At 55.6% G+C, this 24,919-nt stretch carries 23 protein-coding genes; 16 read left to right on the forward strand and 7 right to left on the reverse strand.

Translation table 11 applies throughout. The annotated features are described in order from the left end of the window. Window positions 1-77: 77 nt before the first annotated feature. From ACR0KW_RS22205 to ACR0KW_RS22215, 3 genes are all read left to right on the forward strand, one after another. Window positions 78-947: a LysR substrate-binding domain-containing protein gene (locus ACR0KW_RS22205; RefSeq protein WP_480806957.1), complete on the forward strand. Its 870-nt coding sequence runs from the start codon at window positions 78-80 to the stop codon at window positions 945-947. Between the two features lie 54 nt (window positions 948-1,001). Next, the gene (locus ACR0KW_RS22210; RefSeq protein WP_480806958.1) at window positions 1,002-1,307 is read left to right on the forward strand and encodes a hypothetical protein; all 306 of its coding nucleotides are present in this window, start codon (window positions 1,002-1,004) and stop codon (window positions 1,305-1,307) included. Between the two features lie 272 nt (window positions 1,308-1,579). Beyond that, window positions 1,580-3,097 carry a trimethylamine methyltransferase family protein gene (locus ACR0KW_RS22215; protein WP_480806959.1) on the forward strand — a complete coding sequence of 506 codons (1,518 nt, stop codon included), beginning with the start codon at window positions 1,580-1,582 and terminating at the stop codon, window positions 3,095-3,097. Between the two features lie 268 nt (window positions 3,098-3,365). Here ACR0KW_RS22215 and ACR0KW_RS22220 read toward each other — a convergent pair whose 3' ends face one another. From ACR0KW_RS22220 to ACR0KW_RS22230, 3 genes are read right to left on the reverse strand one after another with little or no spacing between them, the layout of a single operon-like run. After that, the gene (locus ACR0KW_RS22220; protein WP_480806960.1) at window positions 3,366-4,052 is read right to left on the reverse strand and encodes a c-type cytochrome; all 687 of its coding nucleotides are present in this window, start codon (window positions 4,050-4,052) and stop codon (window positions 3,366-3,368) included. Beyond that, window positions 4,039-5,370 carry a sulfite dehydrogenase gene (gene soxC / locus ACR0KW_RS22225; RefSeq protein ID WP_480806961.1) on the reverse strand — a complete coding sequence of 444 codons (1,332 nt, stop codon included), beginning with the start codon at window positions 5,368-5,370 and terminating at the stop codon, window positions 4,039-4,041. Before soxC ends, ACR0KW_RS22220 begins: the two co-directional genes overlap by 14 nt. A 37-nt stretch (window positions 5,371-5,407) precedes the next feature. Then, a complete protein-coding gene (locus ACR0KW_RS22230) occupies window positions 5,408-6,670 on the reverse strand; it encodes a c-type cytochrome (protein ID WP_480806962.1) in 1,263 nt (420 codons plus the stop codon). A gap of 1,357 nt (window positions 6,671-8,027) precedes the next feature. Here ACR0KW_RS22230 and ACR0KW_RS22235 point away from each other — a divergent pair. Then, complete coding sequence (locus ACR0KW_RS22235) at window positions 8,028-8,348, forward strand: hypothetical protein (protein ID WP_480806963.1); 321 nt, start codon at window positions 8,028-8,030, stop codon at window positions 8,346-8,348. A gap of 176 nt (window positions 8,349-8,524) precedes the next feature. On the opposite strand, the gene ACR0KW_RS22240 is transcribed toward ACR0KW_RS22235, so the two are convergent. Continuing rightward, the gene (locus tag ACR0KW_RS22240) at window positions 8,525-10,291 is read right to left on the reverse strand and encodes a tetratricopeptide repeat protein (protein WP_480806964.1); all 1,767 of its coding nucleotides are present in this window, start codon (window positions 10,289-10,291) and stop codon (window positions 8,525-8,527) included. A 248-nt stretch (window positions 10,292-10,539) separates the two neighbouring features. Between ACR0KW_RS22240 and ACR0KW_RS22245 the strand changes: the two genes are divergently transcribed. From ACR0KW_RS22245 to ACR0KW_RS22270, 6 genes are all read left to right on the forward strand, one after another. Continuing rightward, complete coding sequence (locus ACR0KW_RS22245; RefSeq protein WP_480806965.1) at window positions 10,540-10,818, forward strand: hypothetical protein; 279 nt, start codon at window positions 10,540-10,542, stop codon at window positions 10,816-10,818. Window positions 10,819-10,865: 47 nt separating this feature from the next. Then, a complete protein-coding gene (locus ACR0KW_RS22250; protein WP_480806966.1) occupies window positions 10,866-11,459 on the forward strand; it encodes a hypothetical protein in 594 nt (197 codons plus the stop codon). Between the two features lie 85 nt (window positions 11,460-11,544). Beyond that, the gene (gene gntH, locus ACR0KW_RS22255) at window positions 11,545-12,693 is read left to right on the forward strand and encodes a guanitoxin biosynthesis MBL fold metallo-hydrolase GntH (protein ID WP_480806967.1); all 1,149 of its coding nucleotides are present in this window, start codon (window positions 11,545-11,547) and stop codon (window positions 12,691-12,693) included. 114 nt (window positions 12,694-12,807) lie between these two features. Beyond that, window positions 12,808-13,617 (forward strand): transporter, encoded by an 810-nt coding sequence (locus tag ACR0KW_RS22260; protein ID WP_480806968.1) that lies wholly within the window; start codon window positions 12,808-12,810, stop codon window positions 13,615-13,617. 115 nt (window positions 13,618-13,732) lie between these two features. Then, complete coding sequence (locus ACR0KW_RS22265; RefSeq protein WP_480806969.1) at window positions 13,733-15,436, forward strand: hypothetical protein; 1,704 nt, start codon at window positions 13,733-13,735, stop codon at window positions 15,434-15,436. A gap of 151 nt (window positions 15,437-15,587) precedes the next feature. Further along, the gene (locus ACR0KW_RS22270) at window positions 15,588-16,712 is read left to right on the forward strand and encodes a HupE/UreJ family protein (RefSeq protein WP_480806970.1); all 1,125 of its coding nucleotides are present in this window, start codon (window positions 15,588-15,590) and stop codon (window positions 16,710-16,712) included. Window positions 16,713-17,031: 319 nt separating this feature from the next. Here the strand turns inward: ACR0KW_RS22270 and ACR0KW_RS22275 are convergent, their stop codons facing one another. Beyond that, the gene (locus ACR0KW_RS22275; protein WP_480806971.1) at window positions 17,032-17,949 is read right to left on the reverse strand and encodes a LysR family transcriptional regulator; all 918 of its coding nucleotides are present in this window, start codon (window positions 17,947-17,949) and stop codon (window positions 17,032-17,034) included. Between the two features lie 103 nt (window positions 17,950-18,052). Between ACR0KW_RS22275 and ACR0KW_RS22280 the strand changes: the two genes are divergently transcribed. The 5 genes from ACR0KW_RS22280 (at window position 18,053) to ACR0KW_RS22300 (ending at window position 23,115) form a co-directional block, all read left to right on the forward strand. Then, window positions 18,053-19,012, forward strand: coding sequence for a tripartite tricarboxylate transporter substrate binding protein (locus ACR0KW_RS22280; RefSeq protein WP_480806972.1), 960 nt, complete (start codon window positions 18,053-18,055; stop codon window positions 19,010-19,012). A 69-nt stretch (window positions 19,013-19,081) separates the two neighbouring features. Continuing rightward, complete coding sequence (locus tag ACR0KW_RS22285) at window positions 19,082-19,549, forward strand: tripartite tricarboxylate transporter TctB family protein (RefSeq protein ID WP_480806973.1); 468 nt, start codon at window positions 19,082-19,084, stop codon at window positions 19,547-19,549. Between the two features lie 6 nt (window positions 19,550-19,555). Continuing rightward, entirely contained in the window at window positions 19,556-21,070 is a 1,515-nt protein-coding gene (locus ACR0KW_RS22290) for a tripartite tricarboxylate transporter permease (RefSeq protein WP_480806974.1), read from the forward strand. Beyond that, window positions 21,063-22,178, forward strand: coding sequence for a lyase family protein (locus tag ACR0KW_RS22295; RefSeq protein WP_480806975.1), 1,116 nt, complete (start codon window positions 21,063-21,065; stop codon window positions 22,176-22,178). Before ACR0KW_RS22290 ends, ACR0KW_RS22295 begins: the two co-directional genes overlap by 8 nt. Window positions 22,179-22,233: 55 nt before the next feature. Further along, window positions 22,234-23,115 (forward strand): SDR family oxidoreductase, encoded by an 882-nt coding sequence (locus tag ACR0KW_RS22300; protein ID WP_480806976.1) that lies wholly within the window; start codon window positions 22,234-22,236, stop codon window positions 23,113-23,115. Here the strand turns inward: ACR0KW_RS22300 and ACR0KW_RS22305 are convergent. After that, window positions 23,112-24,014, reverse strand: coding sequence for a LysR family transcriptional regulator (locus ACR0KW_RS22305; protein ID WP_170326632.1), 903 nt, complete (start codon window positions 24,012-24,014; stop codon window positions 23,112-23,114). The two genes, ACR0KW_RS22300 and ACR0KW_RS22305, sit on opposite strands and share 4 nt — an antisense overlap. A gap of 104 nt (window positions 24,015-24,118) precedes the next feature. Here ACR0KW_RS22305 and ACR0KW_RS22310 point away from each other — a divergent pair, with 104 nt between their 5' ends. After that, on the forward strand, window positions 24,119-24,544 hold the full coding sequence (locus tag ACR0KW_RS22310; RefSeq protein WP_480806977.1) for a PACE efflux transporter: 426 nt from the start codon (window positions 24,119-24,121) through the stop codon (window positions 24,542-24,544). 152 nt (window positions 24,545-24,696) lie between these two features. Here the strand turns inward: ACR0KW_RS22310 and ACR0KW_RS22315 are convergent. Beyond that, the coding region (locus ACR0KW_RS22315; protein WP_480806978.1) for a glutathione S-transferase C-terminal domain-containing protein at window positions 24,697-24,919 on the reverse strand (223 nt) is incomplete at its 5' end.

A 24,919-nucleotide genomic window follows, 5' to 3' on the forward strand; every position in this document is an offset into this window, starting at 1 on the left:
CCGTGGCGCCGGAACTGCCCATTTACAAATGGTCATTGCTCAGCAACTAATGAATTGTACTCATCTTTGGATTCTGCATGCTGCCATCGCTCTCCGCCCTGCGCGCCTTCGAAGCCGCCGCCAGAACGGGCAGCTTCCGCGCTGCGGCTGAGGACCTCTCTGTGACTCCCACTGCGATCAGCCACCATGTCCGAGGTCTCGAGGAGCAGCTCGGCGTCAGGCTGTTCAAGCGCTCCGGACGCGATGTGGTCCTGACAGAAGACGGGCGGCGGCTGGCGGAAACCGCAGTTCAGGCCTTTGGCATGCTCGAAGACGCCGTACGCGCTCTCAGGCGTACCTCGCGCAGAACCGTGCGTATCGCCGCCGGCCCTATTTTCACCGCCCGGTGGCTGATGCCGCGGATCAGCAATTTCTGGGAACAGCACCCGGGAACCGGACTGGAAGTGGTGCCGACGTACCAGCCGGGCGCGCAGGACCGCGAAAACGTGGATATTGTAATCCGCTGGGAGCGCATGTCGGAGATGCCGGAAGGGGCCGTCAAACTGCTAGAACTCAGTCCGGTGGCGATTGCGTCAGAGGCCTTCCTTAGCCGGTTCGGCCCTGTGGAAACACCGGCAGACCTGCTGCACCTGCCGCTGCTGCACCAGCGGAACCATTGGGGCTGGCTGGACTGGTTTTCAGCAATGGGCGTACGGGTTCCAGACACATTGCGCGGCCCGGTGTTTGAGGACGCCAATGTTCTGCTGCGCGGTGCTGCGGAAGGCCAGGGCGTGATTGTAGGATGGCTGCCGCTGATTGACCAGGATCTGGCCGAAGGCAGAGTGGTGCGCTTGTTCGCCGAGGACATCACACCAACCCATGGGTATTTCCTGGACGTGCGCAAAGGCAATCAGACGCGTCGACAAATCCGGGTCGCCATCGACTGGCTGACAGCCCAAAGCACCTAGGTTGATTTTACCCGTCGCTGAAACTGTTTTGTCATTTATCTCGGCCAAGTCGGCTTGTTTGAATGGGCTGACGAACGCCCAAAACCAGCTACCCTTCCAAAAACAAAGGCCAAAAACGGTGGTATTGCGGACATTCAGTCACTTTCGGGCGATGGCAGCTTTTACCACGTCTTTGGGCTAAAGACACAATGCGGCGAAAGTACGGTTCGGGCAAGACCATCAAAGTCGCTTGGCAATGGCCGCTATGGCGACATCTACTGCGTTGCAGCAAAATTCTTGCCGCGCCTGCGAACGGATGCTGCGTCAGCGAAGTCCCAAAATCAGATGACGGCTTTGTCCGCGTTGCAGCCGTCTGATTAACGCTCCATCCCGATTGCAGTTCAATGTCCGCTTTGCGGAAGCTGCACCGCGACGACGCACATCTAAATGAACGGCAAGATTGGGCCGGCCGTTTCACTGAAAGGCGGTCAGGCATTCGGCCGATTGTTAATTTAGTCGGAGCAGTTATCAAGTTTCTTTATATATTGAGCGGAACTGTGTCGGGATCGGCCGACCTTGTCGTTTCTGGAGCAGCTCGCTCTACAGTTTTAGAGAAGCCTGCAGTAGAAAACCCGTGAATTGCAGGAAAGCTCATGCCAGCCACGCGTCGACGTCATACCCGCAGAAATTCGGCGCAAACCAAGGCGCCGTTGATCACGGGTGCTCGCCGCGAGATCCCTACCTATGACCTGATGCACGATGAAGGACTGGAGTTGATTGAGGCTCGATCCGAGCAACTCCTGCAGGAGGTTGGGGTAAAGTTTCTCGATGATCCCGAGGCGTTGAAGCTGTGGCGCGCATCCGGTGCGGATGTATCGGGGGATCGGGTTCGTTTCCCACCGGGCCTATTGCAAAATCTACTCAAAACAGCACCGAGGGTCTTTCGGCAGCACGCCCGAAACCCGGCACGGACTATCGAACTGGGCGGCAATAACGTGATATTTGCCCCGGCCTACGGCATGCCATTTGTTAGCGATCTTGACGGTGGTCGTCGCTATGGAACAATCCGGGATTTCGAGAACCTGACAAAACTTGTATACATGTCACCCTGGCTGCACCATTCCGGCGGAACCACCTGTGAACCGACCGATTTGCCGGTGAACAAGCGCCATCTGGATATGGTTTATGCTCATTTGAAATGGACTGACAAACCCTTCATGGGATCGGTAACCGCTCCTGAACGAGCTGCGGACAGCATTGAGATGGCACGCATTGCCTTCGGTGCAGATTTTGTGGATCGGAACTGCGTAATCATGGCAAATATTAACATGAACTCTCCGCTGGTTTTCGACCATGCGATGTCGGGGGCGATCCGCACCTATGCGGCCGCAGGGCAATGCCCAGTCATCGTCCCCTTCGTTCTGGGAGGCGCCACTGCACCGGTGTCGATGATCGCTGCAGTGACCCAGGCCTATTCCGAAGTCCTGGTGGGATGCGCGCTGGCTCAGCTTGTCCGCCCGGGTGCGCCGGTGATCTTTGGCAATTTTGTTACTTCGGTTGATCTGAAGACCGGCTCACCTTCATTCGGCACTCCGGAATCTGCACTGGCATCTTACGTGGCCGGCCAATTGGCGCGGCGGGTAGGCCTTCCGGTGCGGTGTTCGGGCGCGTTCACCAGCTCCAAACTGCCCGACGCACAAGCTATGATGGAAAGCGTGACCGCCTTGCACGCCGCGGTACTTAGCGGCGCGAATTTCGTGCTGCAATCTGCGGGCTGGCTAGAAGGCGCATTGACGCTATCCTACGAAAAGCTGGTCATGGATGCGGACTATCTGGGCGCAATGCATAGGTTTATGGCCGGCCTGACCCTCGAAGATGATGCCTTTGCCATGGACGCATTCGCCGAGGTCGGCCCGGGTGGGCATTTCTTTGGTTGCGCCCATACCCTCAGGCACTACGAAACCGCATTTTATGACGCCGAACTGTCGGACACACAGGCGTTTGAAAACTGGTCCGAACAAGGCGCGGTCGACATGGCGCAACGGGCCAACGCTAAATGGAAGTCCAGCCTCAAGGAATATGACGCACCGCATCTCGACGAGGGAATTGACGAAGAGCTCCAATCCTTCATGGCCCGCAGAAAGGAACAGTTGCCGGATATCTGGCACTAAACTTGAATGATTGTATGACGGAGTTCGCGCAGAGCCCAGTCTCGCATGCGCAGCGAATGTCTCCTGTCACGAGCCGTAATGCAGCATGGATTGCACTCGACAGATGGCGGCTTTACGCCGCTGGAACGTGCGCCTGAAAGAAATATACAGACAGTTATTGCTGGGTCGCGGTTGGATATGGTCTTCGAAACTAAAGTTTGGGACCTGTGGTTATGCTCGAGCCAATTTCCTGAGCGTCAATCGTCTGCAAAAAACCTTCTGGCAGTTACTATCGAACCATGCAGTCCGTTAGAGGAACTGGTTTGCCATAAGTCTCTCCCGGTCCGATCGAAATACCAGCGTCGCCGGGTACAGAACAATTTGACATGCAGCGGGGCGCGAACACGTCTGGGCGGGCATCGCAAATGAAACCATCGACGTTAGGCATTGTCACTTGCATCAGACTGTCTCGGTCCAGGTTTGCTCCTGCAGGTAGGATATCGTTCAACACCAGGATATGTGCGGTGACGGCATAGACTTCGTCATTGCTTAGTGAATGGGCTGTTGCAAAGGGCATGGCGCGGCGGACGTAATCAAAGAAAGTTGTAATATATGGCCAATAGCTGCCGACAGTTTGCGCAGGCTGTTGCTCTGTGTCGGTCAAGGGCGGCGTCGAACCGACAAGGGTTGGAAATGCACCGCGATCCAGCAGAACCTTTACCCCGACGCCTTCGTCGCCGTGGCAGGCCGAGCATTTGTCCCTGTAAATTTGTCGACCCTCTTCAGCATTGCCCATTCCATCGGGCAGCCCGGTTCCATCGGGGAAAACGTTAAGGGACCAGACCGCCAGATCTGCCTCGGAGATTATCTGGCCCAGACATAGGGGGCGATCACTGCAGTCGCCGGTCTGTGCAACTGCCGGTCCAGAGGCTGTTAACAGTAGAACGGCAAAGAAAATCAGGTTAACCCTGCGCATTATACACCTCGCCATTGCTTTCGACTCGCCACGCCTGAATGCCGTTGTTGTGGTAGGATGAGAACTTGCCGCGTGCTTCGACGAGTTGCTGAACGAAAGGCTGCGTATAGCCGGTTTCGTCAGTGGCACGGCTCATTAAAAGCGTCTCACTGCCGTCCCATCTCCAGGGCAAGGTGAACTCGGTCAGGCACTTCGACATCACCGGCTCCGTCAGTTGCGCCGGGGTCCAGTTGCGCCCGCCATCCAGTGACACATCCACATGCGAAATCTTCCCGCGCCCAGACCAGGCGATGCCTCGGATCTGGTAGAACCCTTTTTCCGGCAGTGACTGACCGCCCGACGGGAAGGTGATGATCGATTTGGCTTCCATCACCAGCGAGGATATCCACGCCTTGCCGGATTTTTGCAGATCGGTGTACTGAGCGGTTTCAAACGTCGCAAACAGGGGTTGGTCAGTCACCTCTATCCGCTGCACCCATTTGATGTTCAGATTGCCTTCACACCCAGGCACGAGTAACCGAACCGGATATCCCTGTTCCGGGCGTAGCATTTCGCCGTTTTGTGCAAAAGCCAGGATGCAATCGTCCAGTGCCCGAGCCATCGGCAAGCTGCGCGCCAACGCTCCGGAATCCGCGCCTTCGACGATCAACCACTTGGCCCTTGCTGTATCGGCACCTGCCTCACGCAAAAGGTCGGATAGCCGAACGCCGGTCCACTCTGCGCAGCTGAGGAGGCCATGAATATCTTGCGCGGTCAAATATGGTGATGTTTCCTGCCCACCATAGGTCGCTTTGCCCCAGATCAGATCGCTGTTGCCGGAACATTCAAGAAATCTGAACGTGGTGACAGTTGGAAAGCGGCGCAGATCCTCCATGCTGAGTTCGAGGTTGCGGTCGACAAGCCCGTGAATGACCACTTTGTGCTTTGCCGGATCCATGTCTGCATAGCCGCCGTGGGATCGTTCATAGAACAGCCCGTTGGGTGTGATGATCCCACGCAGATCCTGTAGCGGCGTGCCGGTCCAGGAGGACTCGTTCATTGGTGGAACATAACCCTTTGGTGCATACTCGGAAGGGGTCGGGCGACGGATCACTGTCTTTTCGAAGGAGGACGGGTGGCCATAGGGATTTGTACCGACCGGATCGCCCAGTTCGGTCGCCCAGGGGCGTTGCAAAGGACCAGCCGCTGCGCCTTCGGCTCCGAGCCCGGCAACCAATGTGACCGTCGTACCGGTAGCCACGCCGACCCCGCCTGTCAGCACGCTGCGCCGTGTCACGCCGGTTTCGCTTTTAGCCTGCTTTTCTTGATCATCACTCATGTCATATTCCACTTTTCCCATCCTCGGCAGGCGTCACCTACTTCAGTATCGCCTCAACGTCGGCCTCGGTAAATTTGGGCAAGTCTGGTGTTTCAGCTGCGAATGCGTGCCGCAGGAAGTTGGCCAATTGCACGATCTGCGTCGGGGACATACGGTCCTTGAAGGCAGGCATCGGGCTGGAATTGGGGACGGATCTGGGATCTGGAAATCCGTTAGCAATTGCGTAGAGCATATTGCGGCCCCCTACCTGCGCAATCGTGGAATTGCTTGCCAGCGGAGGCGCCCCACCTTTGACCCCCTTGCCGCGCGGGCCGTGGCACATCGAACAATTGTTCAAAAACAGTGCCCGCCCCTCTGGATACGGGTCTGCAGTCTCCCCATCTGTGGCAGCAAGCGCAACGTTGCTATCGAAACTTGGGGTGGATGGCAGGTCCAGAAGATAGGTCGCCATGGCGATCCGATCTTCATCAGTCAACTGCGACAGTGAATTCTTCACCACCAGATACATTTCCTTGAAGGCTGTACCTTTGGGCCCTTGTCCTGTTTTGAAGAATTCGGTCAGATATTCAGCAGTCCATCCGCGTTGTTTCAGGGCCTCCGGCCGGATATCGGGCGCTTCATAATCCGCAAGCGGTGCCCCCGCCAACGCCCGGCTACGCTCAGCGGCGCCAAAGGTGTTATGTGGCGTGTGGCAGGCACCGCAGTGGCCCAGTCCTTCAACAAGATAGGCGCCCCGGTTCCAAACAGCGTCTCGGGAGGTATCCGGTTCGTAAGTCCCCCGCTTCGCAAAGAGTACATTCCAAAAAAGCACAAGCTGCCGGATGTTGAAGGGAAAGCTCAGTTCGTTTTTGGGAACGCTTTGGTCGACCGGCGTCTGGGTCATCAGAAACGCAAGCATCGCATCGGAATCTTGGCGTGTCACCAAGTGGTATGATGGATAGGGCATTGCTGGATAGAGAGGCTGAAAGGTTTTGTAAGAGCCATAAGCGAGGACTTGGTAGAACTCGGCCGAGTTCATGCCTTTGATGCCCTCATCCGACGGGGTAATATTGGCGGAATAAATTCCACCGAACGGTGTATCAAGTTTAAGTCCGCCTGCGAACGCAGCTCCGCCCTCGGTGGTGTGGCAAGACGTGCAATCGCCGGCAGCGGTCAAATACTCCCCCCGCGCAATGGTTTCAGCATCGGTCGCGATCGGGTGGTTCTCGACGCTGGGTACGGCCCACAGCCAGAAGAAAAGAATGATCAATGCCACTGCACAGATGACAATTCCAAGAAAAAGTTTGAACAAATACGCCATAGTTGCTTCCCGACCAATCAATTCGATCTCGAGGGTGTTAGGACGATGCTAAAGTATTACCACATCTACACATATCTGTCTCGGTACGTGGTTTAATCGACCTTCGGTCGGTTGTTCAGATTTGGATTTGGACGTGTCTGAGGCCTGTATTTTAGGTCATACGTGACTAAATTTTCGGGCGACGGTGGGTGAAATTTGAAGGCCCGGAATGGGCGGGTTTGGTTACATTGTCTCAGATGAGCGGCCTCAAAAAATACAACAGCATTTTAAGGACTATCGAAACCGCTGCGAAGGATGGGTGTCAGGTAGCAAAGTAGCGCGCACTACCCTTTCGTGCGGGGCGTAGTGAATGGCAGAAATGCGGGTTGCAACCGCAGAATGATGGCACAGCGCCAGTGACCGCTTTGGGCCGTTCGTTCAAAATTAGGACTTGAACTCGCGACACTTCAGGCTACTGGAGGTAACTTTAGTTGGCGGAAAGGTAAGTTAGTTGGTCAAAAGGCAAAATATCTCTGAATTTGACAATCTTTTGTGGAATGCAGAGAAATTCTGCCTTTCCAGAAAGATTAACCTATTGTAGGTATTGATAATTATTTTAATCGCTTTTGCTAACTTGCCATCACCGCCAAGATAAGTTGCCTTTTGTGGCTAAGCTCAGGACAAAGATCAGTCTTTCTTGATAGACCAACAGCAATGCAGCCGTTCAATTGTTGGGAACTGTCCGGCTGTTGGGCAATAGGATCGCCGTCGACCAGGTCAGAGGTCAGAACGGGGGCGGCGCGCCTGATAGCTTTACGGATCGTAAAGACCGGTTAGTCACCCTTGATCGCAAAATAACACCCCAAGTCACAGGTCGGCCGGGTGAGATACGACCAGATTCCCCCTGCTTGCTCTAGCTGGTGCGGTCGAAGGGCGGGCTGGGAAGAGCGTTGAGCGAACGGCGCCGTACCCGGTTTTTTGGATATCCGTCCCTGTAAATCCATCTCGCCAGATTGGTATCGCTTGGTTGTCCCTGTACTTGACTTTCAATCCGCCTCGCTCCACATGGATTATGAGGGGCAAGCTTGTATTGCCCTCTTTCCGAGGCCCGCGCGTAACCGTGGGTATTCGTGTTTCTGGATGTGAACTTGACTCATATTGTGTATTTGAATGACCAACGGCAGGAATGGTGAAGGTTTTCCGATGCGGTCGTGACCAGCGGGCTCGACTTGGCGGATAACCGGGTTCAGGCGCGGAAATTCGATTGGGAAGAAACGGCGCGCAAGTTGCTCGACGTGGTTTAACATTTCTTGGAGAAAAGGCATGCCTGAAAGGATAAGGCCAACGGGCCATTTCTAAAGGCGCGTTGGACGATTTCTTGCCGTTACTGGCGCCCGAGGCTGCTGCGCAGGTTCATTCCTGCCATGACAAGGTCATGAGGGCGGTCGATGTGCATGCTGGCGCGATTGACGCCTTCGTGTCTGAGCACCGGGAGTTGGCGCGGAAAGAGTTCGCGCTGAAGGCAAAGACAGAGCTTGATCCGCGGTTGCAATCTGTCGCTTTCCGGGCGTTGGACGGGACGCCGCCCAGTAAGAGTCTGCTGGATATCCTCGAACGGGCATCGGGTTCCGAAAATAAGGTCGAGGCGATCCGGCCTCTGTTCGGGATGCAGTGGCTTCCGATCAATGCGCCTGAATAACAATGGCGGGGGTGCCACGTTGCCCCGTCGGCAATACTGGGAGCGTGTGGTACGAAAACGGGCGGAAAGCCGACCTTCGCTGCCGATACAAAACAGATCGACGATTGCCCTTGGACCGGACATAAGATCAACAGGGCAGAGGGCGCCAATACACACCGACGCAATACTGTTTGTCGTTATCGCGTTTCTGCCAGCGCTTTGGCCTTTTCGTACTCGTCCAGCAAAGGCTGCATCATTTTTGGGTCATATATCACCTTTTCAAGCCACTGTCTGAGTGGAAAGGTCTCGCCTTCGGCGATCATGGCCGCAAGGCTTTCAATGATTTCCGCTTCTTGGTCGAATTGTTCGAGCGCGGCGTTGCCAGCGGCCTGATAGGCCATCATATGTGGACCGAACGGCCCGCCGAGGTCCAGATTCTCCTGTATCGTGTCCAGGCTCTCGCGATAGTTTCCCGCGTGGAATAACGAAACACCCAGCATATTTCTGTAGGGCCGCCGGATACTTAGGGGATCGAGGCTTAGCGACCGTTTCAGCGGCGTGATTGCCAGATCCGGTTTCCCGGCGTACAAAAAAAACATTCCCAGATAGCCATGAGCCAGGCTGGAACTCGGTTCCTGCTCGACCGCACGTTCACCGAAATCAATCGCAGGTTGCGGATTTCCCATCAAGATTTCAAGAATGCCCAACGTCAACAGCGCACGAACGTTCGCCGTGTCCATTTCCAGCGCGATTTCAGCATTTTGCCTGATTAAGTCGCGCGTTTCATCGGTGTTTGAGGCCAGCCCAAACCAGGTTCGGTGCGCTTCCGCGAACGCCAGACCCGCATAACCGTGCGGGGTGTCCGGCTCCAACCGCACCACACGCTGCAGCAGGGTGTGTGCGGCGTCGAACCTCGACGGGTCGCTTGGTGGGTGAATGATGTCCAGTGCCTGCTGATACAGAATTCTGGCATCCCTACGAGTCCAGCGCGCATCCTCTATTCTGGAAGTCAGTTCGGGGAATAATTCGATGGAGAAAGTAGAGCTAATCTCGCGCGAAATCTCTGTCTGAGTGTCGAAGCGATCCTTGGTTTTATAGTCGAACCGCTTGGCCCAGATTTCGCCCCGGCTTTCCGTATCGACCAGACCGATGTTGAGCCGATATCCATCCGCCATCGTCTGCAGGCTGCCCCGCAAAACATGGGTTGCATCCAGCTTGCGCCCTTCGTCGATTAGGTCAACGGCCCCTTCGGACAGTCCGGCGGTGGATGCGTATGAGATCACGCGCAGCGCCTGCACCCGCGCCAGATCGGTTGTGATATCCTCGGCAATGCCTCGGGCCGCTATGGATGTAACAGCACTGTTTCCCAACGGGTTGAACGGCATCACGGCAACGACTGGCAAATTCCCCCACAGGTCATTGTCCGTGGCTGCCTGATCGGTAGAGGGGGTTTCAGTTTCGAAACTTTGGAACAGCATGAAAGCTGTCGCGCCCACTAACAGCGTCAACAACAGCAACACGACCCAGTTTGGAGCCCGCCAGCCAGTTCTGCCGCGTCTGCCTGTCCGCCCCGAAGTATCGGAAGGTGCCGAAGTTACATCCCGAAATTCGAACGACGGCACATAAGACCCTTTGGGAATGGTAATCACCAAGGGATCATTGCTTCCATCTGTCAGGTAATAGTGTTCCAGCTCGCGCCGCAAGCGCCGCGCTTCAAGGCGAACAACCGGATCTGAGGTCGCGTCGAAATCCTCGGATCGGCCCAGAACGGAAACGCCAATAGCATAACCCTTCAGCCGGTCAGCATTCCCGGCCAGTGTTTCATCGACAATGTATTTGAGGAACGCGCGTCGGCGATCATTTGCACCAAACTGAGAACTCTCAAACATACGGTCGAGCTGTTCGTCTATGGCCGCCTGTTCCAGAGGCGGCGCTGACTTCCGCTCGGATAACTGACTTTCCATCGCAGTATCTGTCGGCTGTGTTCGTTCCATCCAAACTAATCTAACAGTACCCGGCTCACTCGGGCCACGTCCAGCACAACATTCAAACAAAAGAATTTTTAACGTACGATACATGTTCCGAACATGTTCGGTACCCCAATCCTCAGACCCCGGATGTTAGTCTGATGTCTCCACGGACGTCCAAGCGGACAGGCCGTTGGAACCAACTTCTCACTGACGGCCAACGGGCCTTGCCGGGAGGGGAGCAAGTGGAAAACTATCTTGCTGCCGGATGTTCGGAACTGGTGAAACAATCGCCCAGCGATGAATTCACAATCGTGTCTTTGTCGCGGAGCGACCCAAAGTTTCAGGCCATTTGCCGCGATTTCGGCGAGGCGGTGACCGCATTCCGCAGTTTTCAAGCTCAGGGGGAACGCGGGCAAGCCCGAGCGGCTGAGTTTCGGCAGATCTGCGAGGATCTGAAGATCGAACTGATGGAATACGTCAATCAGTCCACGGCCCGACCCAAGGCGCAAGGGCACCAATGAGCCAGCCCGATACCACGACCTGAATTCCGGCACGAAAGGAGACGAGAATGATGAAATTAACCTGCAAGACGCTGCTTATTGCGTTTTCATTTCTGCTCGGCCTCATATCCACCGTTCATGCGCAGGACAGCGACACCCAGGACTGCAAGGCTTTGTTCGTGCACAATGCCGGTTCAGTGTCGATGACCGATGGCACGATAACCATGAAAGACGTCAGCCCGATCATCACATTTTTCTGCGACCGGCCGGTTCGGTATGCGGGTGTACAAAGCATACAGGGCTTTCTGGATATGGTGTCGGAAGGCGATGACAGCTTTGCCGCAGATCCGCCCAATGCCGTGCTGACCATCGTTTCAGAAGGCGAGCAGCCCGTCGACGTGGTCGTGGAGCTGTCGCAGCGTCCTCTGAACGACAAGGGAACGATGACCTATTCCGGCGTCAAGGTGATCAAGGGTGAAATTCCGCAGACTACAGGCCCGGGGACGCTTTTCATTGACCATTTCGGCCGACCAATGTCGCCGGGATCGGTGGCAGGCGTGCATCGTCGGCACGACCGCCGCGAGGTTCGTCACTGCGCGGCCGACAATCCCGATAACCCGAACGATCTTTGCAACTGCGGGCCCGGCCTCGTCTGCAACTGAGACAAGAGAAGTGATGGAGGAGAAAATGTTTTATTGCATTGGAAGAAGATTTAAAAAATTGGCATTCGTCTGCACGACCTTGGCAATGTCTTTTGGCGTCGCCGCAGCTCATGCCGAAAACCTGCCGACCGGCAGAACCGCCACGCAGATCAGCGACGAAGAGTATCCGGCCAGCTATTTCCCGAATACGGAAATCCTGGGGACAGATGAAATGCGGATAACTGCATTGGGAACCGGCATGCCGAACCAGACAAAGGCTGCAGTGTCCATTTCGTTTCTTGTCGAGCTTGGCAACGGCGATGTGTTCCTGTTCGATGTCGGCATGGGTTCGATGGGCAACCTATTTTCACTCAGGCCAGACTTCTCGAAGATCGACAAGGTATTCATCAGCCACCTGCATGTCGACCATGTCGGCGACTTCATGGGGCTACACATCGGTAGTTGGCTGTCCGGCCGCTACACCCCTTTGAGGATATTCGGACCCACCGGATCCACCCCGGAACTGGGCATAAAGGCTTTTGTTGAAAACAGCCAAAAAGCCTACGCTTGGGATCTTGAAGGTCGCACGGGCGCATTGCCGGATGATGGCGGCAAGATCGAAGTGACCGAATTCGACTATATGCAGGAAAATGAGATCGTATACGAGGAAAACGGTGTGACGATCCGGTCCTGGCCGGCCATTCACCTTCTGGATGGATCAGTAAGCTATTCTTTGGAATGGAACGGGCTAAAGTATGTTTTCGGCGGCGACACCTATCCGAACAATTGGTACGTGAAATACGCCAAAGGCGCAGACATCGCATCGCATGAGGCCTTCCTGCCACCGAAAGCGCTGGCACCTTACTTCGGTTGGACCCTTGGTCAGGCGACGTATGTATCCACGCGCGTTCACACTGAGCCTGCGGCCTTTGGCAAAGTCATGGCCGAAGTCCAGCCTCGTCACGCGGTTGGTTATCATTCTGTGCTGTCGCCCGAGAATTACCAGGCAATCCTCGAAGGCATCCGCACAACCTATGACGGGGATCTTACGCTAACGCGCGATCTGACTGTTATCAACGTCACCAAAGACAAAATCATCGTGCGTGAGGCGTCGGTGGATGAATACGCGCTGCCACCATCGGTGACCGAGGCGTACAATAACGCACCGCGATCCAAGGAAAAGAAACCATCTGAAAAGATTTTGGCCGGGAAATGGAAAGGGTACACCCCGCCGAAGATGCCGGATGACAAGTAGCCCACTATTGGAAGGCGCGCCCCTGCCGGGCGCGCCTTTAAACAAAGGTGTCACAGGTCGATACGCCTCTGTCCGATTGCATGAGGGAAAGTGTTCCAAGGAAAGAACGGATTGATGTCAGCCCTTGCCAAATCCCCGATGTTCAAACTGCCCCGATTGGGCGTGCCAGTGTCGGTTGCTCTTGTCGCCCTAGTGTCAAGCCACACAGCGGCGGCAGATGACTCAGAATTGGCAAAACAATTGTCGAACCCGCTGGCGTCGCTGATCTCTGTTCCGTTCCAGTTCAATTACGACACCGGCTATGGCAGCGCCGACGGCGATCAGACAACGCTGAACATACAGCCCGTTATACCCTTTTCGCTGAACGCCAATCTGAACCTGATTACGCGGACGATCATTCCTTACAAATGGCAGAACGATGTTTCAGGCACGTCCGGAAGCAACCAGGGGTTCGGAGATACCACGGTAAGCCTTTGGTTCAGCCCGACCAAGTCGTCCTTTACTTGGGGGGTCGGACCCATCTTCTATTTGCCGACATCCAGTGACCGTGATCTGGGCGTGGGCGAATGGGGTGGGGGTATCACCGGTGTCGTTCTGGTTCAGGAGGGGCCCTGGACCATCGGCGGTTTGGGTAACCACATCTGGTCCGTCGAAAGCGACAACATCAATTCGACGTATCTTCAGCCTTTCCTGGCGCACACCACCAAAGAGGCCTGGACATACACGGTGAATTCCGAATCCACCTATGACTGGACCACAGACGAGTGGACCGCCCCGGTGAACCTCATGATTTCAAAGCTGGTCAGGTTTGGGGAGCAGCGCGTGTCTCTGCAAGCTGGCGCGCGCTACTACCTGGCGTCTCCGGATACCGGCCCCGATGGTTGGGGGGCTCGGCTGTCCGCGACGCTTGTGTATCCGAGATAACTGTAGGGAGGACGTGACAGCGTTTCTACGGCCTATGACGAGAGTATCGACACAGATCAGATGCCTGTTGGCGGTATTGGCGGTTTCCGTTTTTGCGACCGCCACAAGGGGTGACGTGATCCCCTACACCGGGGCGGAAGTCGCCAGGAATATTGCGGTGTTCCGGATAGAGGACGAGGGCGTTCATCTTGAACTGGAAATCTACCCCGAGGACTTGGCTGAATTCGAACGCGCATTTCAATCAAGGCTTGCGTCTGCATCGCATACGACCCCGGCCAAATTTCATCAGTCATCCGGCGAGGGTTTGGAAAGCTTTCGAATTGCGCGTGCTGACGGGAAACCGCTGCCGTTTGATCTGCTGACCGTGCAGCGTCGGCCAAGAGTCGACCGGGCCTCGCCTTTTGCCGGAATGACCGACCCCCTCACCGGAAGGCCGATCCCTGGTCCGCCTGAAAATCCGGACGTTATGTATCTTGAGGTCTTCTACAGTTTTGAGGGCGCGCGACCTGAAACTCTGATCCTGAGCCCGCCCTATGCCGAGGATGGAGCGCCCGCAGCCTCAATTGGGTTCATGGTTTTCGACCGTTCGGTCCCGGTTTCGCGGTTCAGTTTTCTGAAAACAGATATGCAACTGACGATTGACTGGACCGATCCGTGGTTTTCAGCTTTCACAAACCCCAATCTCAACCGCTCGGCACAAGACGGCACTTCGTCATTCCTGTATGTGGCGCCGCGTGAACTTCGGCATGAAATCCTCATCCGGGTTCGGGACCTTGCGCCGTGGATCGACCAGGAATTGACGACGGGTGCCCAGCTGGATCCAGCGCATCAGTCACAGATTTTGACCGCTGCTCTGGACGAATTCAAAGACCGCAATCCGCTGAGCATCTCTGGTGAGGCGATCGTACCTGCTGCGGTCCGTGGAACATTTCTGACGTTAGGGGAACGCGGGTTTCAGGTCGTTGAAGGCGCCCAAACGCTTGTGACCGATACGACATTTGTCGGTGTGATACTGACCTATCCGGTATCCGAGTTGCCAGCCACAGCGTCAATCAACTGGGACATGTTTGATGGCGCGATACAGACAGTCCCGATGACTCTGACCGACGTTGCCGGCCCGTTCTTTGCCTGGGCATCGGCGGACGACCCCGTCGTCACATGGACCAATCACCTAAGGCGATATGACGACCCCAGAGTTGCGCCGGTTCAGGCGGCGGGGATCTTGGTCCTACCGGTGTGGGCGGTGTTGGTTGTTGTCCTGTCCGCTGCCTCAAGCGTGATCGCGTTCCTGTCCTCCAGGAAATTAGTGATTGGCATAGCGGCGCTCTCGATGATGTCACTTTTTGCGGGTATCGCTTTTTCAGGGAAACACACAACTCCTGTCCTGATCCCGATCTCTGGCCAATCCGACACCCAGATTGCGACGGGTGCACTATCCCGGCTTCTGACCAACACATATGTAGCAGCGCTTGAAGTGTTCCCCGAAGAGCGGAAAAAAGCACTCGAACCAATCGTCTTCGATGCCTCGCTGTCCGATGTGGCCGCTGAGCTGGAAACCAGCCTGACGATCCGGGTGCCCGGTGGCGGTCGGGCGCAGATCACAGATGTCTCGGATGTTGTCATCGTCCAAGGAGAAATGACCGGCAAAGGACGGTTCGAAGGTGTCGTACAGTGGCGTGTCGACGCGCGGGCCGGACATTGGGGGCATGATCACCGCCGCCGCGTGGACTATCGCGCCCGGGTAGAGTTTCGACCTGACCGGGGAAACTGGCTTCTCTCCGCCATCACAGTGCTGGAGGCACGTTCCCCCGATGTCTGATGGTATGCGAAAAACACTGTTGGTTTGCGTAACTGCGTTTCTTGTCGTCACTGCGGTTGCAGGTCAGGCGCATTTCCTTCTGAACCTCAACGTGCGCGTCTTTCATATTGAACACACAAGTGACGGGCTCCGCATCTTTCTGCGTGTACCGATGCCCTATCTTGTTGCGGACAAGATTGGCGCACCAGGTGAAGACGGCCTTCCGTCACCGGCACCCTTTACCACAAACGTCATTGAGGACGGTCAGGTCGTTCACTTTGTTGACCTTTCCGAGTTTGTCACAGACCCGCTAGGGCTTGGGCAAATCGTTGAATCTGGTACAGTTTTAACAACTCAGGATACGCGCACCCCCGGTGTCGTTGAATCTGTTTCGGTCCATCGGGTGGGTGAAGAACCCGGGTTTGCAACCTTGAAAGAAGCCCAATGGTCCGTAGCCCAAGGCTCAACCCTGCAGGTTAGCCCGCCCGCTTATGTCGGCGATGTCGTTGTAGATGTGGTCGTGTACTACCCGCTCGGATACGCGCCGTCGGCCTATACCCTCGCAAGCCTGCTGGACCCCGGTCTGCCGGACCAGGAAATGACCGCGAACCTCATTCTGGACTACGGGTCCGGTGACCCTTTGGTTTTTCGGACGCGTGGGTTGATGAAGGAACCTGTCGCGGTTTCCCGATCCAGAATGGCAGGGATCACAACCTTCGTCTGGGAGGGCGTGCGCCACATTCTGGCGGGCATCGACCATGTGCTATTCGTTATTTGCCTCGTTATTGGCGCACGCGGATTGCATTCCCTCCTTTGGCGCGTCACCGGCTTTACAGTTGGTCATAGCGTTACCTTGTCGCTTGGCTTCTTTGGTTACGTACCATCGGGCGCATGGTTTGTCCCATTCGTGGAAACGGGCATTGCTTTGTCCATAATCTATGCGGCTTTTCTGGCAGTGTTGGAGGGCGGCTCAGATATCGGCTCCAACAGAAAGGTTTTTGTCGTTACTGTCCTGATGGGCCTTCTTCACGGTCTCGGCTTCAGTTTCGTTTTGCACGAAATTCTGCAAGTAACTTCTCCGAATATCTGGCAGAGCCTATTGGCCTTCAATGTCGGCGTTGAAGTTGGTCAACTGGCAATTGTCTTGGTGACCTGGCCGCTTCTGTCCTTATTCGCAAGGCTGGGCCCAACACCGGAGATGTCGCTAAGGGTGTCGATTGCGATCGGCTGCGGAACGATTGCAAGCTGGTGGACTTTTGTGCGCGGAAAAGACTTTCTGGAGATGCTACTAAGCTAAATTTAAGATACTGACGCCATGCAAGAACCCTGTCTGAAGTTAGTAGAACACTCATCTCCTCACGGTCAGTGTTGCTTGGAAGCGGCTAACGCGAATGTAGGCAGACGTCAAAGCTGCGATCCGCACCAAAAGTGACTATGAGTTTGCCAAAGTATGGAGTGTGCTTTCGACACCAATGTCCGGTTCAAGAAAGCTGCAGTGCAGCGACTTCGGAGATCGTGAACGGCGGGTATGGGCCGTAATTGGTGGGGAAAGGTATAGTCACTTTAGTCTTGCCATATGCCCAAATCTATTGAACCAAGCGCTTCAGAAGATGCGGTCATTGAGCGAGCTCAAGTGTCGGGCTTTGCATCGCCAAGGCATGGACCACTTCAAACAATGCCTTTTCGAACGGAAGAAGGGCATCAGGCTTCGAGGCCGAGATGGGGTAGAGGAGGCCAAACGTCATCCAGCGTTCGGGCTTCACTGGCACGAGCGTGAGGTTTTCCGAGTTGGTTTGCGCGGCAACTAACTCGTCTGCGATCGTTACACCGGCGCCCTCTGCAACAAGTGAGCACGCGAGTTGAGATGCTGCCACTTCGCACGTTTGCTTCGGCACAACACCTGCCGAATGAAAAATGTCATCCAATTGGTCACGCAACAACAGACCATGCATCAGTCGAATAATGGTCTCTTCCGCAAGATCACCCGCCGCGATTTCCTCTTGGGATGAAAGTCGATGATCCAAAGGCAAAACGGCTTGGGCCCTCACTCTCAACAGTGGTTTTGTGACAATGCCGGGATGATCGACTGGCAACGCACCAATTCCGATGTCGTATTCCCGTCCGGCCAACCATTTTCCCGCTTCACGCCTTGCTCGAACATCAAGGTTGATATTTGTGCCGGGGTTGTTCTTCATGAACCGCGCTACAGCCGGAGCCGATAGGGATTGCGCAATTCGGGGCATGGTCACGATCCGCAGAGTTTCCGTGCGACCCGCCCGGATTTCGGCGGCGATACGTGGTACCTCATCAAGGTTGTCCAGGATGCGGCCCGCCTCGCGGTAAAACGCCAACCCTTCTGGCGTCGGGGTCAGGTTGCGGCCGCTGCGATCAAACAACGTCAGCTTGAGTTCAGCCTCGAGCCCCGAGATCAGGCGGCTGATCGCAGGCTGGCTGAGGTGAAGGATTTCGGACGCGGCAACAAGCGAGCCTTCGGACAATGTCGCGCGGAACGCGCGCAGGGCTTTGATGTTCATCCCGGAATGCTTTCGTATTTTGCAAGAGTAGATAACACCTTTGCATTTTTTACAATTGATGTTTTGGCGTAATTTGATCCCAAGCTAAATTGGGAGGTTACTCATGAAACGCAGAACGCTTCTTGGTGCTGCAATCGCCGCCATAGCCGTCACCGCAACGGCCACCGCGACCCTTGCCGCAGATTGGCCGAAACGGCCGATCAATCTGGTTGTACCTTACAAGGCGGGGGGTGGGACTGATGCCTATGCCCGCGCGATCTCGGCCGCTGCGGAAGGCGTGCTGGATGTGCCGGTCGTTGTGGTCAACAAGCCGGGGTCGGGTGGCCTGAACGGGGCCAATGCAGTGGTTGGTGCCCGGCCGGATGGCTACACATTGATGATGACGTCCGGAGGATCGTTCCTGCTGTCGACGATGACCCGGGACACCGACATTGATGCGTTGGAGAGCTTCGATTTCGTCGCCCAGGTCGGACAATTGCAGACGTCACTTATGGTGCCTGTCAACAGCCCTTATCAGACCGTTCAGGATGTGATCGACGCGGCCAAGGCTAATCCTGGCGATCTGCGTTGGGCGCATTCGGGGCGTGGCGGGTTCCACCATGTCGGCGGATTGGGCTTTCTGGCCAGCAACGGGATCGACGCGCAAGATGTGCCATTCAAAGGCGGTGGGCCGACCCGGGCTGCTCTGATCGGTGAACAGGCTGATTTCGGGTTCCTTGGTGTTCAGCAGCTGGCCGGTTTCGAAGAACAGTTGCGCGCACTGGCCGTCAACAGCCAGGATCGGGATGGTATCATGACTGATGTACCCTCGTTTGGTGAGTTGGGCATTCCGTTTGCCGCAGTATCATCGCCAGTGATCGTGTTTGCCCCCAAGGGCACACCGGCAGAAGTGGTCGCGGCGATGGAAACTGCACTTGAGCAGATCGCGGCAAAGCCCGAGTTTGCCGAGCTACTCGCCTCGCGCGGAACTGGTCCAGTTTATCAAAGTGGCAAAGACGCCAAAGCAACGTTGTCCACGATGAAAGAGGACGCCACTCCTCTGGTCCAAAGTCTGACCAACTAACGTCCTCAGGGCCGGGTGAGCTGTAGTCACCCGGTCCCCCTTGTACCTGTTGAATTCGGGAGGATTGACATGCGTGCCTATGCAGAAGGTCTGGTGCTTGCCCTTATCTCGCTCTTTGCTCTCTGGGGGGCCTGGCAAGTGCCTGTGCCGTCTCCGGGGGATACCTGGGCCGGGATCGTTCCTTTCTCTGCCGCTCTCGCCTTGCTCGCTCTGTCCGGAGTGATGCTGTTGGGTGCTACGCGCCAGACGGCGGGCGACACTGGCAACGATCAGGACAGCGGTGCGACCTTGCAGATCATCGGCCTGTTTATCATTGCTTTGGTGTATCAGCAGTCGTTCCGTTGGTTTGGCTACCTGCTGCCGACCGCGATCGCGGCCCCGGTTGTCCTTTCTATTTTCGGCGTACGCAGCCGGGTCGGTCTGGCCCTGTCCGTTGTTCTTTGTCCGCTGGTCTTCCATCTCATCTTTTTCGTCCTGCTGGGCGTGTTCCCGCCATACGGCGAGGTCTTCGACCTGCTCGGCTGGATTCAGGGGTAAAATACCATGGAGATTTTTCCCGCACTTCTGTCGGTGATCACTGACCCTACATTGCTTTTTGCCATCGTTCTTGCAGCTGTCGTGGGGATGGTAGTTGGTGCGACACCCGGCCTAACCGCCTCTGCGGCTATTGCGATGTTGCTGCCGATCACCTTTTACATGTCGCCGATCTTTGCCCTCGCATTTCTGTATGTGATCGGCAAGTCCGGGCGGTACGGCGGTTCGATCGCGGCAATCCTGTTCAACACACCGGGTACGGCGGCCAGCGCCGCAACGCAGATCGACGGCTACCCATTGGCGCGCGCAGGCAAGGCCGGAAAGGCGATGAAAGTGGCAACAATCTCGTCCATCATCGGCGACCTGATGGGAGATATCCTGCTGGTCATCGGTGTCGGCTTCATCGCGGCCATTGCCCTGAAACTTGGCCCGCCGGAAACGTTTGCCATCTACTTTGCCGCTTTTGTCGTCATCGGTTCAGTCATCGGTAATTCCATCGTCAAAGGACTGGCGTCGGCATTGTTGGGGATCCTGATCGCCATGGTCGGGCTTGACCCGATCTCAAGCGAAGAACGCTACACCTTCGGGTCGTTTGAACTGTCCAATGGCGTCGGTCTTGTGCCACTGATGATCGGCGTGTTCGTTCTCGGCGAGGTTTTTGCCCAGCTGGAATCGCGTCGCAACGCGACCGGTGAGACCGAGGAAAACGAAAGCACGGAAGACGGAAACAGCCTGACTTGGGAGGAATACAAACCCTGCCTGCCACATGCGTTGCGCGGTGGGTTCATCGGTGCAGGTATCGGTGTTTTGCCTGGTCTGGGATCGGCAATCGCGGCATTCATCTCCTATGGAGAGGGCAAACGCCGCGCCAAAAACGCCGAAATGTGGGGCAAGGGGGCGCTGGAAGGCGTTGCCGCGCCTGAGGCCGCCAACAATGCTGTGTCCGGTCCGTCGATGGCTCCGTTGCTGACGCTGGGCATTCCGGGTTCGACCATCGGGGCAATCCTGTTGGGAGTTTTCCTGATCCACGGCATTCAGGTTGGTCCAACCCTGTTCCTGACAGACAAGGAACTGGTCTACAAACTTTTCGCCTGCGGCATGCTCGGTATTCTGGCCTATGGTTTGATCGGCTATTTTGGTGCCACACAAGTTGCCCGCCTGATCCTGAAAATTCCGATCAATGTTCTGTATCCGCTGATATTCCTGACCGCCTTCGTGGCAGCCTATTCCGCCCGCGGATCGATGTTCGACGTGACCGTCATGACGGTAGCAGGATTTGCCGGCTGGCTTATGCGGAAATACGACTTTAACGTTGCAGCGTTCGTAATTTCTTTTGTCCTGGCCAAGGGTGCCGAGGAAACTTTCCGCCAATCCCTGCTGATGTCCGAGGGCGGTGCGATGATCTTTGTTGAACGTCCCATAGCGTTGGCTTTTATCATCGTCGGTCTTGCCGCCTTGGCCTTTAGGATCAGAGGCATCGTCAAAGAACGCCGCATCGCACGCGGAGGGCTGGAGGATGCTTGACTATGGTATCTACCGGGATTGCTTTTCCAGCGCGGACATGCGGTCGATCTGGTGCGAGCACGCGACGATATCTGCCTGGTTAAAGGTCGAACAGGTTTTCGCGGCGCGTCAAGCATCCGCTGGGCTGATTCCGACCAATGCTGCTGCCGCGCTCGAAGCGGTTTCAATCTGCGATCTTAATCTGGCCGAACTGCAGGCTGAGATGATCCTTGTCGGACGCCCAATCGTTGGGCTGGTAAAGCAGCTGCGCGGACTACTGCCGGACCACGCGGCCCATGTGCATTTCCGTGCGACAACGCAGGATGTCATGGACACAGCATTGGCGCTGCAGATGAAACTGGGGCTTGAGCAGATACAAGGCACCCTCCGCAATGTCATGGCAGCAATCCATCATCATGTTTCTGCTCACCCGGACACAATGATGATGGGGAGAACCAATGGTCAGCATGCTGTGCCGATCCGCCTTGCCACGAAACTTGAGGTCTGGCGATCTGAACTGGGCCGGCGATCTGAGGCACTTCAAGATGCGGCAAAACGTGGATTGAATGTTCAGATTGGTGGTCCCGTCGGGGACTTGCGTAACTATGAAAATGGCGCCGGCCATCAGATCAAACGGGATGTTGCCCATTCGCTCGGGCTCAATGTGGTCGAGCCGCACTGGCAGAACGCTCGTGACGGGGTCGCCGAAATTCTCACAGCGCTTGGGGCACTCTGCGGGACGCTTTGTAAAATTGCCCACAATGTCAATCAACTGTCATCATCCGACATTGGTGAATTCGCTGAAAGGCACGAGCCCGGAAAAGGAGCGTCCTCTGCGATGGCCCACAAACGAAATCAACGGGCATCGGAGTTTGGCGAAGCCGTCGCCCGGCTGGGACGCCAGCGGGCAGAGCAGATTGGCGAATTGACCCACCATGAACACGAACGATCCGGTGGGGTCTGGATCGGTGAGTGGATCGTTGTTCCCGAAACATTTCTTCTGACCTCTGGCGCGCTGCAATGGTCGGAACAGATGTTCAAAAACTTGGTGGTTGATACTGATGCAATGGAGAGACTGGTTTTATCGCAGTGCGCTTCAAATAGTATCTGTTCAACAGATGGTATATAACTAAAGGCATCGCATATTTGCCTGTAAAAGCATTGCTGAAACAGGAGATACCATCATGACAAAGAAGATCACCATTATCGGCGCCACAGGCCATCTGGGGCATCGCGTGACCGCAAAACTCGTGGAGAAAGGCGCAGAAGTGACCGCCATCGTTCGGGATCCGGTGGCGGCAAAGTCCGCTCTGCCCGCAGAAGTTCGCCTTGTTCACGGCGACGTATCGGATCCGGCCGGCCTGACAACGGCTTTGCAGGGCACTGAGACGCTGTACATCACACTAAACACCGAGTCGCTGGACACCACCTTGCCGTTCCACACCGAACGCGAAGGTGTGATCAACGTCGTAGCGGCAGCGAAAGAAGCCGGCGTTCAGCACATCATGCAAATTGCAGGGGTCGACACTGCATATCCAGAGTTTTCGACCGAAGGCATGGCCTATGGCACCAATGCGATTCGCCAAAGCGGGATCGATGCCATCAAGGCTTCGGGCATTCCTTTTACATTCTTCTACTGCTCTTTCTTTCTAGATTCACTGCCAAAATTCCTGATGGACAACCAACTGGCCGTCATCGGAAATCACGTTCATCCAATCTGGTTCACCAATTCCAGCGATCTGGCCGATCTTGTCTTCAATGCAATTGATAACGACGCGGCCAAAAACAAAGAGTTTGCCGTTCAGGGTCAAGAAGCCAAGAACTATACCGAGGGGGCGACAGAGTTTCTGAAAACCTACGCTCCTGAGGCAGAAGTCATCCGGTTGCCTATGGAGGCGGTTGGCCAGATGGGGTTGCCGGAAGAGCAAGCGGCTTTTATCGAACACTTGCTAACATTCGTGCAGCAGTTGAAGGAAGAACAGGTGGACAGTGAAACCCGTGAGGTTCTTGGATCACCGAAGCACACGATTTCCTCTTTTGCCGAGGAACTTCGCGGCGAGATCTAAGTCACAGTGGAGTTCTGGATCACAGCTTTTTCTGATAGTTGCTCTAACAGCCTGGCTGTTGCCTGACCCATGGGCTTTTTGAATGACCAGACCATATCCACCGCGCGTTCGGCATATGGTTTGGTCTCAAATTGCAGGGGCAGGATTTTCAACGCTCCGGTCTGAACAAAGACATCCACTGCGTGCAGAGGCAGCGCCGACCACCCCAGGTCGGCCTGCACAAGATCGATGGCCTCCGTTGCAGTGCTAACCTGCCAAATCGACGGCGAGGCCTTAAGGATAGCGCTGTTGGGGTTGTCGGCTTCCTTCAACAAAATCTGACGATGCAGACGTAGTTCCTCCCATGAGACCGACGGCATTTGCGCAAGCGGGCTTTCCGGATGGCTGACGCAGACCAACCTGAGTGTGCCCAGTGAGCGAAAGTCGAGCGCCTGTGGGATACCTTCGGGTTCTAGAATAATGCCCAGATCCACTCCACCCTCGACGATCAATCGCTGAATCTCCCCGGCTGTAAAGGACTGAATTTCCACATCGACGGATGGGAACTCAGCATTGAAGGTGCGGATGATCTCACCCAGGTTCGCCAGCTTGATATGCGGCGCCATGGCGAGCGTAACACGGTTCTCCAGGGTCATCGACAAGGCATCGGCGATAGCCAGAAACCGGCTGCGCCGTTCCAACAGAATTTGGGCTGGCGAAATCAATGCCTCTCCTGCCTGGGTAAGGGTCGGGTATCTTCGGCTGCGGTCGAAAAGCTCGACGTCCAGATCGACCTCAAGATTGGCGACCAGAGTGCTGATCACCGATTGCGCTTTGTTGCATTTTCGGGCTGCCGCGGAAAAGGAGCCTTCGCTGTGGGTGGTGACGAATGCCTCCAACTGTTCGAATGATGCGCGCATCAGGAGTTCTCCACCAACTATCTGTTTATCAGATGCTATCTAGCTTTATTGATCGTAACAACAGAGTAAAACTCCTCCGAGGACATGAATTGAGGAAAATTCTCATGAGTTTTGCTGGTCGGATGGTGCACGCGGTGCTGTTTGAGGTTTTTGCGCTGCTGAGCATCGCCCTACTGCTGCCGCTGATCTCGCATGTCGATGTTCAGAAATCCCTGATCCTTGGTGTGTTCTTTTCCTTTGCAGCGATGCTGTGGAATGTGGTCTTTAACATGACGTTTGATTGGTATTTGGCAAACATTCGCAAGAACACGCAAAAATCGGCATTGGTGCGATTGGCCCATGCGCTGCTGTTCGAGGGCAGCTTGGTTGCGCTGACAATGCCTGTTCTAGCCTGGGCCATGAGCTTGACACTGTGGGATGCGTTGAAACTGGAGGCGGTACTGATTGTATTTATTGTCATATATACATTCTTCTTCAACATCGTGTTTGATTGGTCTCGTGTGAAACTGGCCAATCGGGTCGCGAATTGAGTGTGGACGCGGTTCTAATTTTCCTTGTCGTATTTTTGAAACCGCTTACAGGCTTCGCGCCTACAGCGAACGGCTCCTTTGGCGTGCTGCGTTGCAGCACTTACTAACACGGGTAAACGGCAGGTTTGGGCCGGGGGGCCGCCATGTTGAGCCTAGCCGCCGAACCAAAGAGGCGTGTCGCCTTCTGCCCATGGCGCGTACTTGTGCATTACGTTTATGAAAGCTTCGCTTTCCATGAAACGATCCAGCCATGCAATCAAATTTGGCCATTCCTGTGCGTCAAGCCACTCTCTGTCTATATGGGCGAATTGGCGGACAAAGGGCAGAAGTGCCAGATCGGCGAGGGTAGGGCGATCTCCAAATAGCCAAGACCGC

The organism is Ruegeria sp. CG11 (assembly GCF_056537245.1).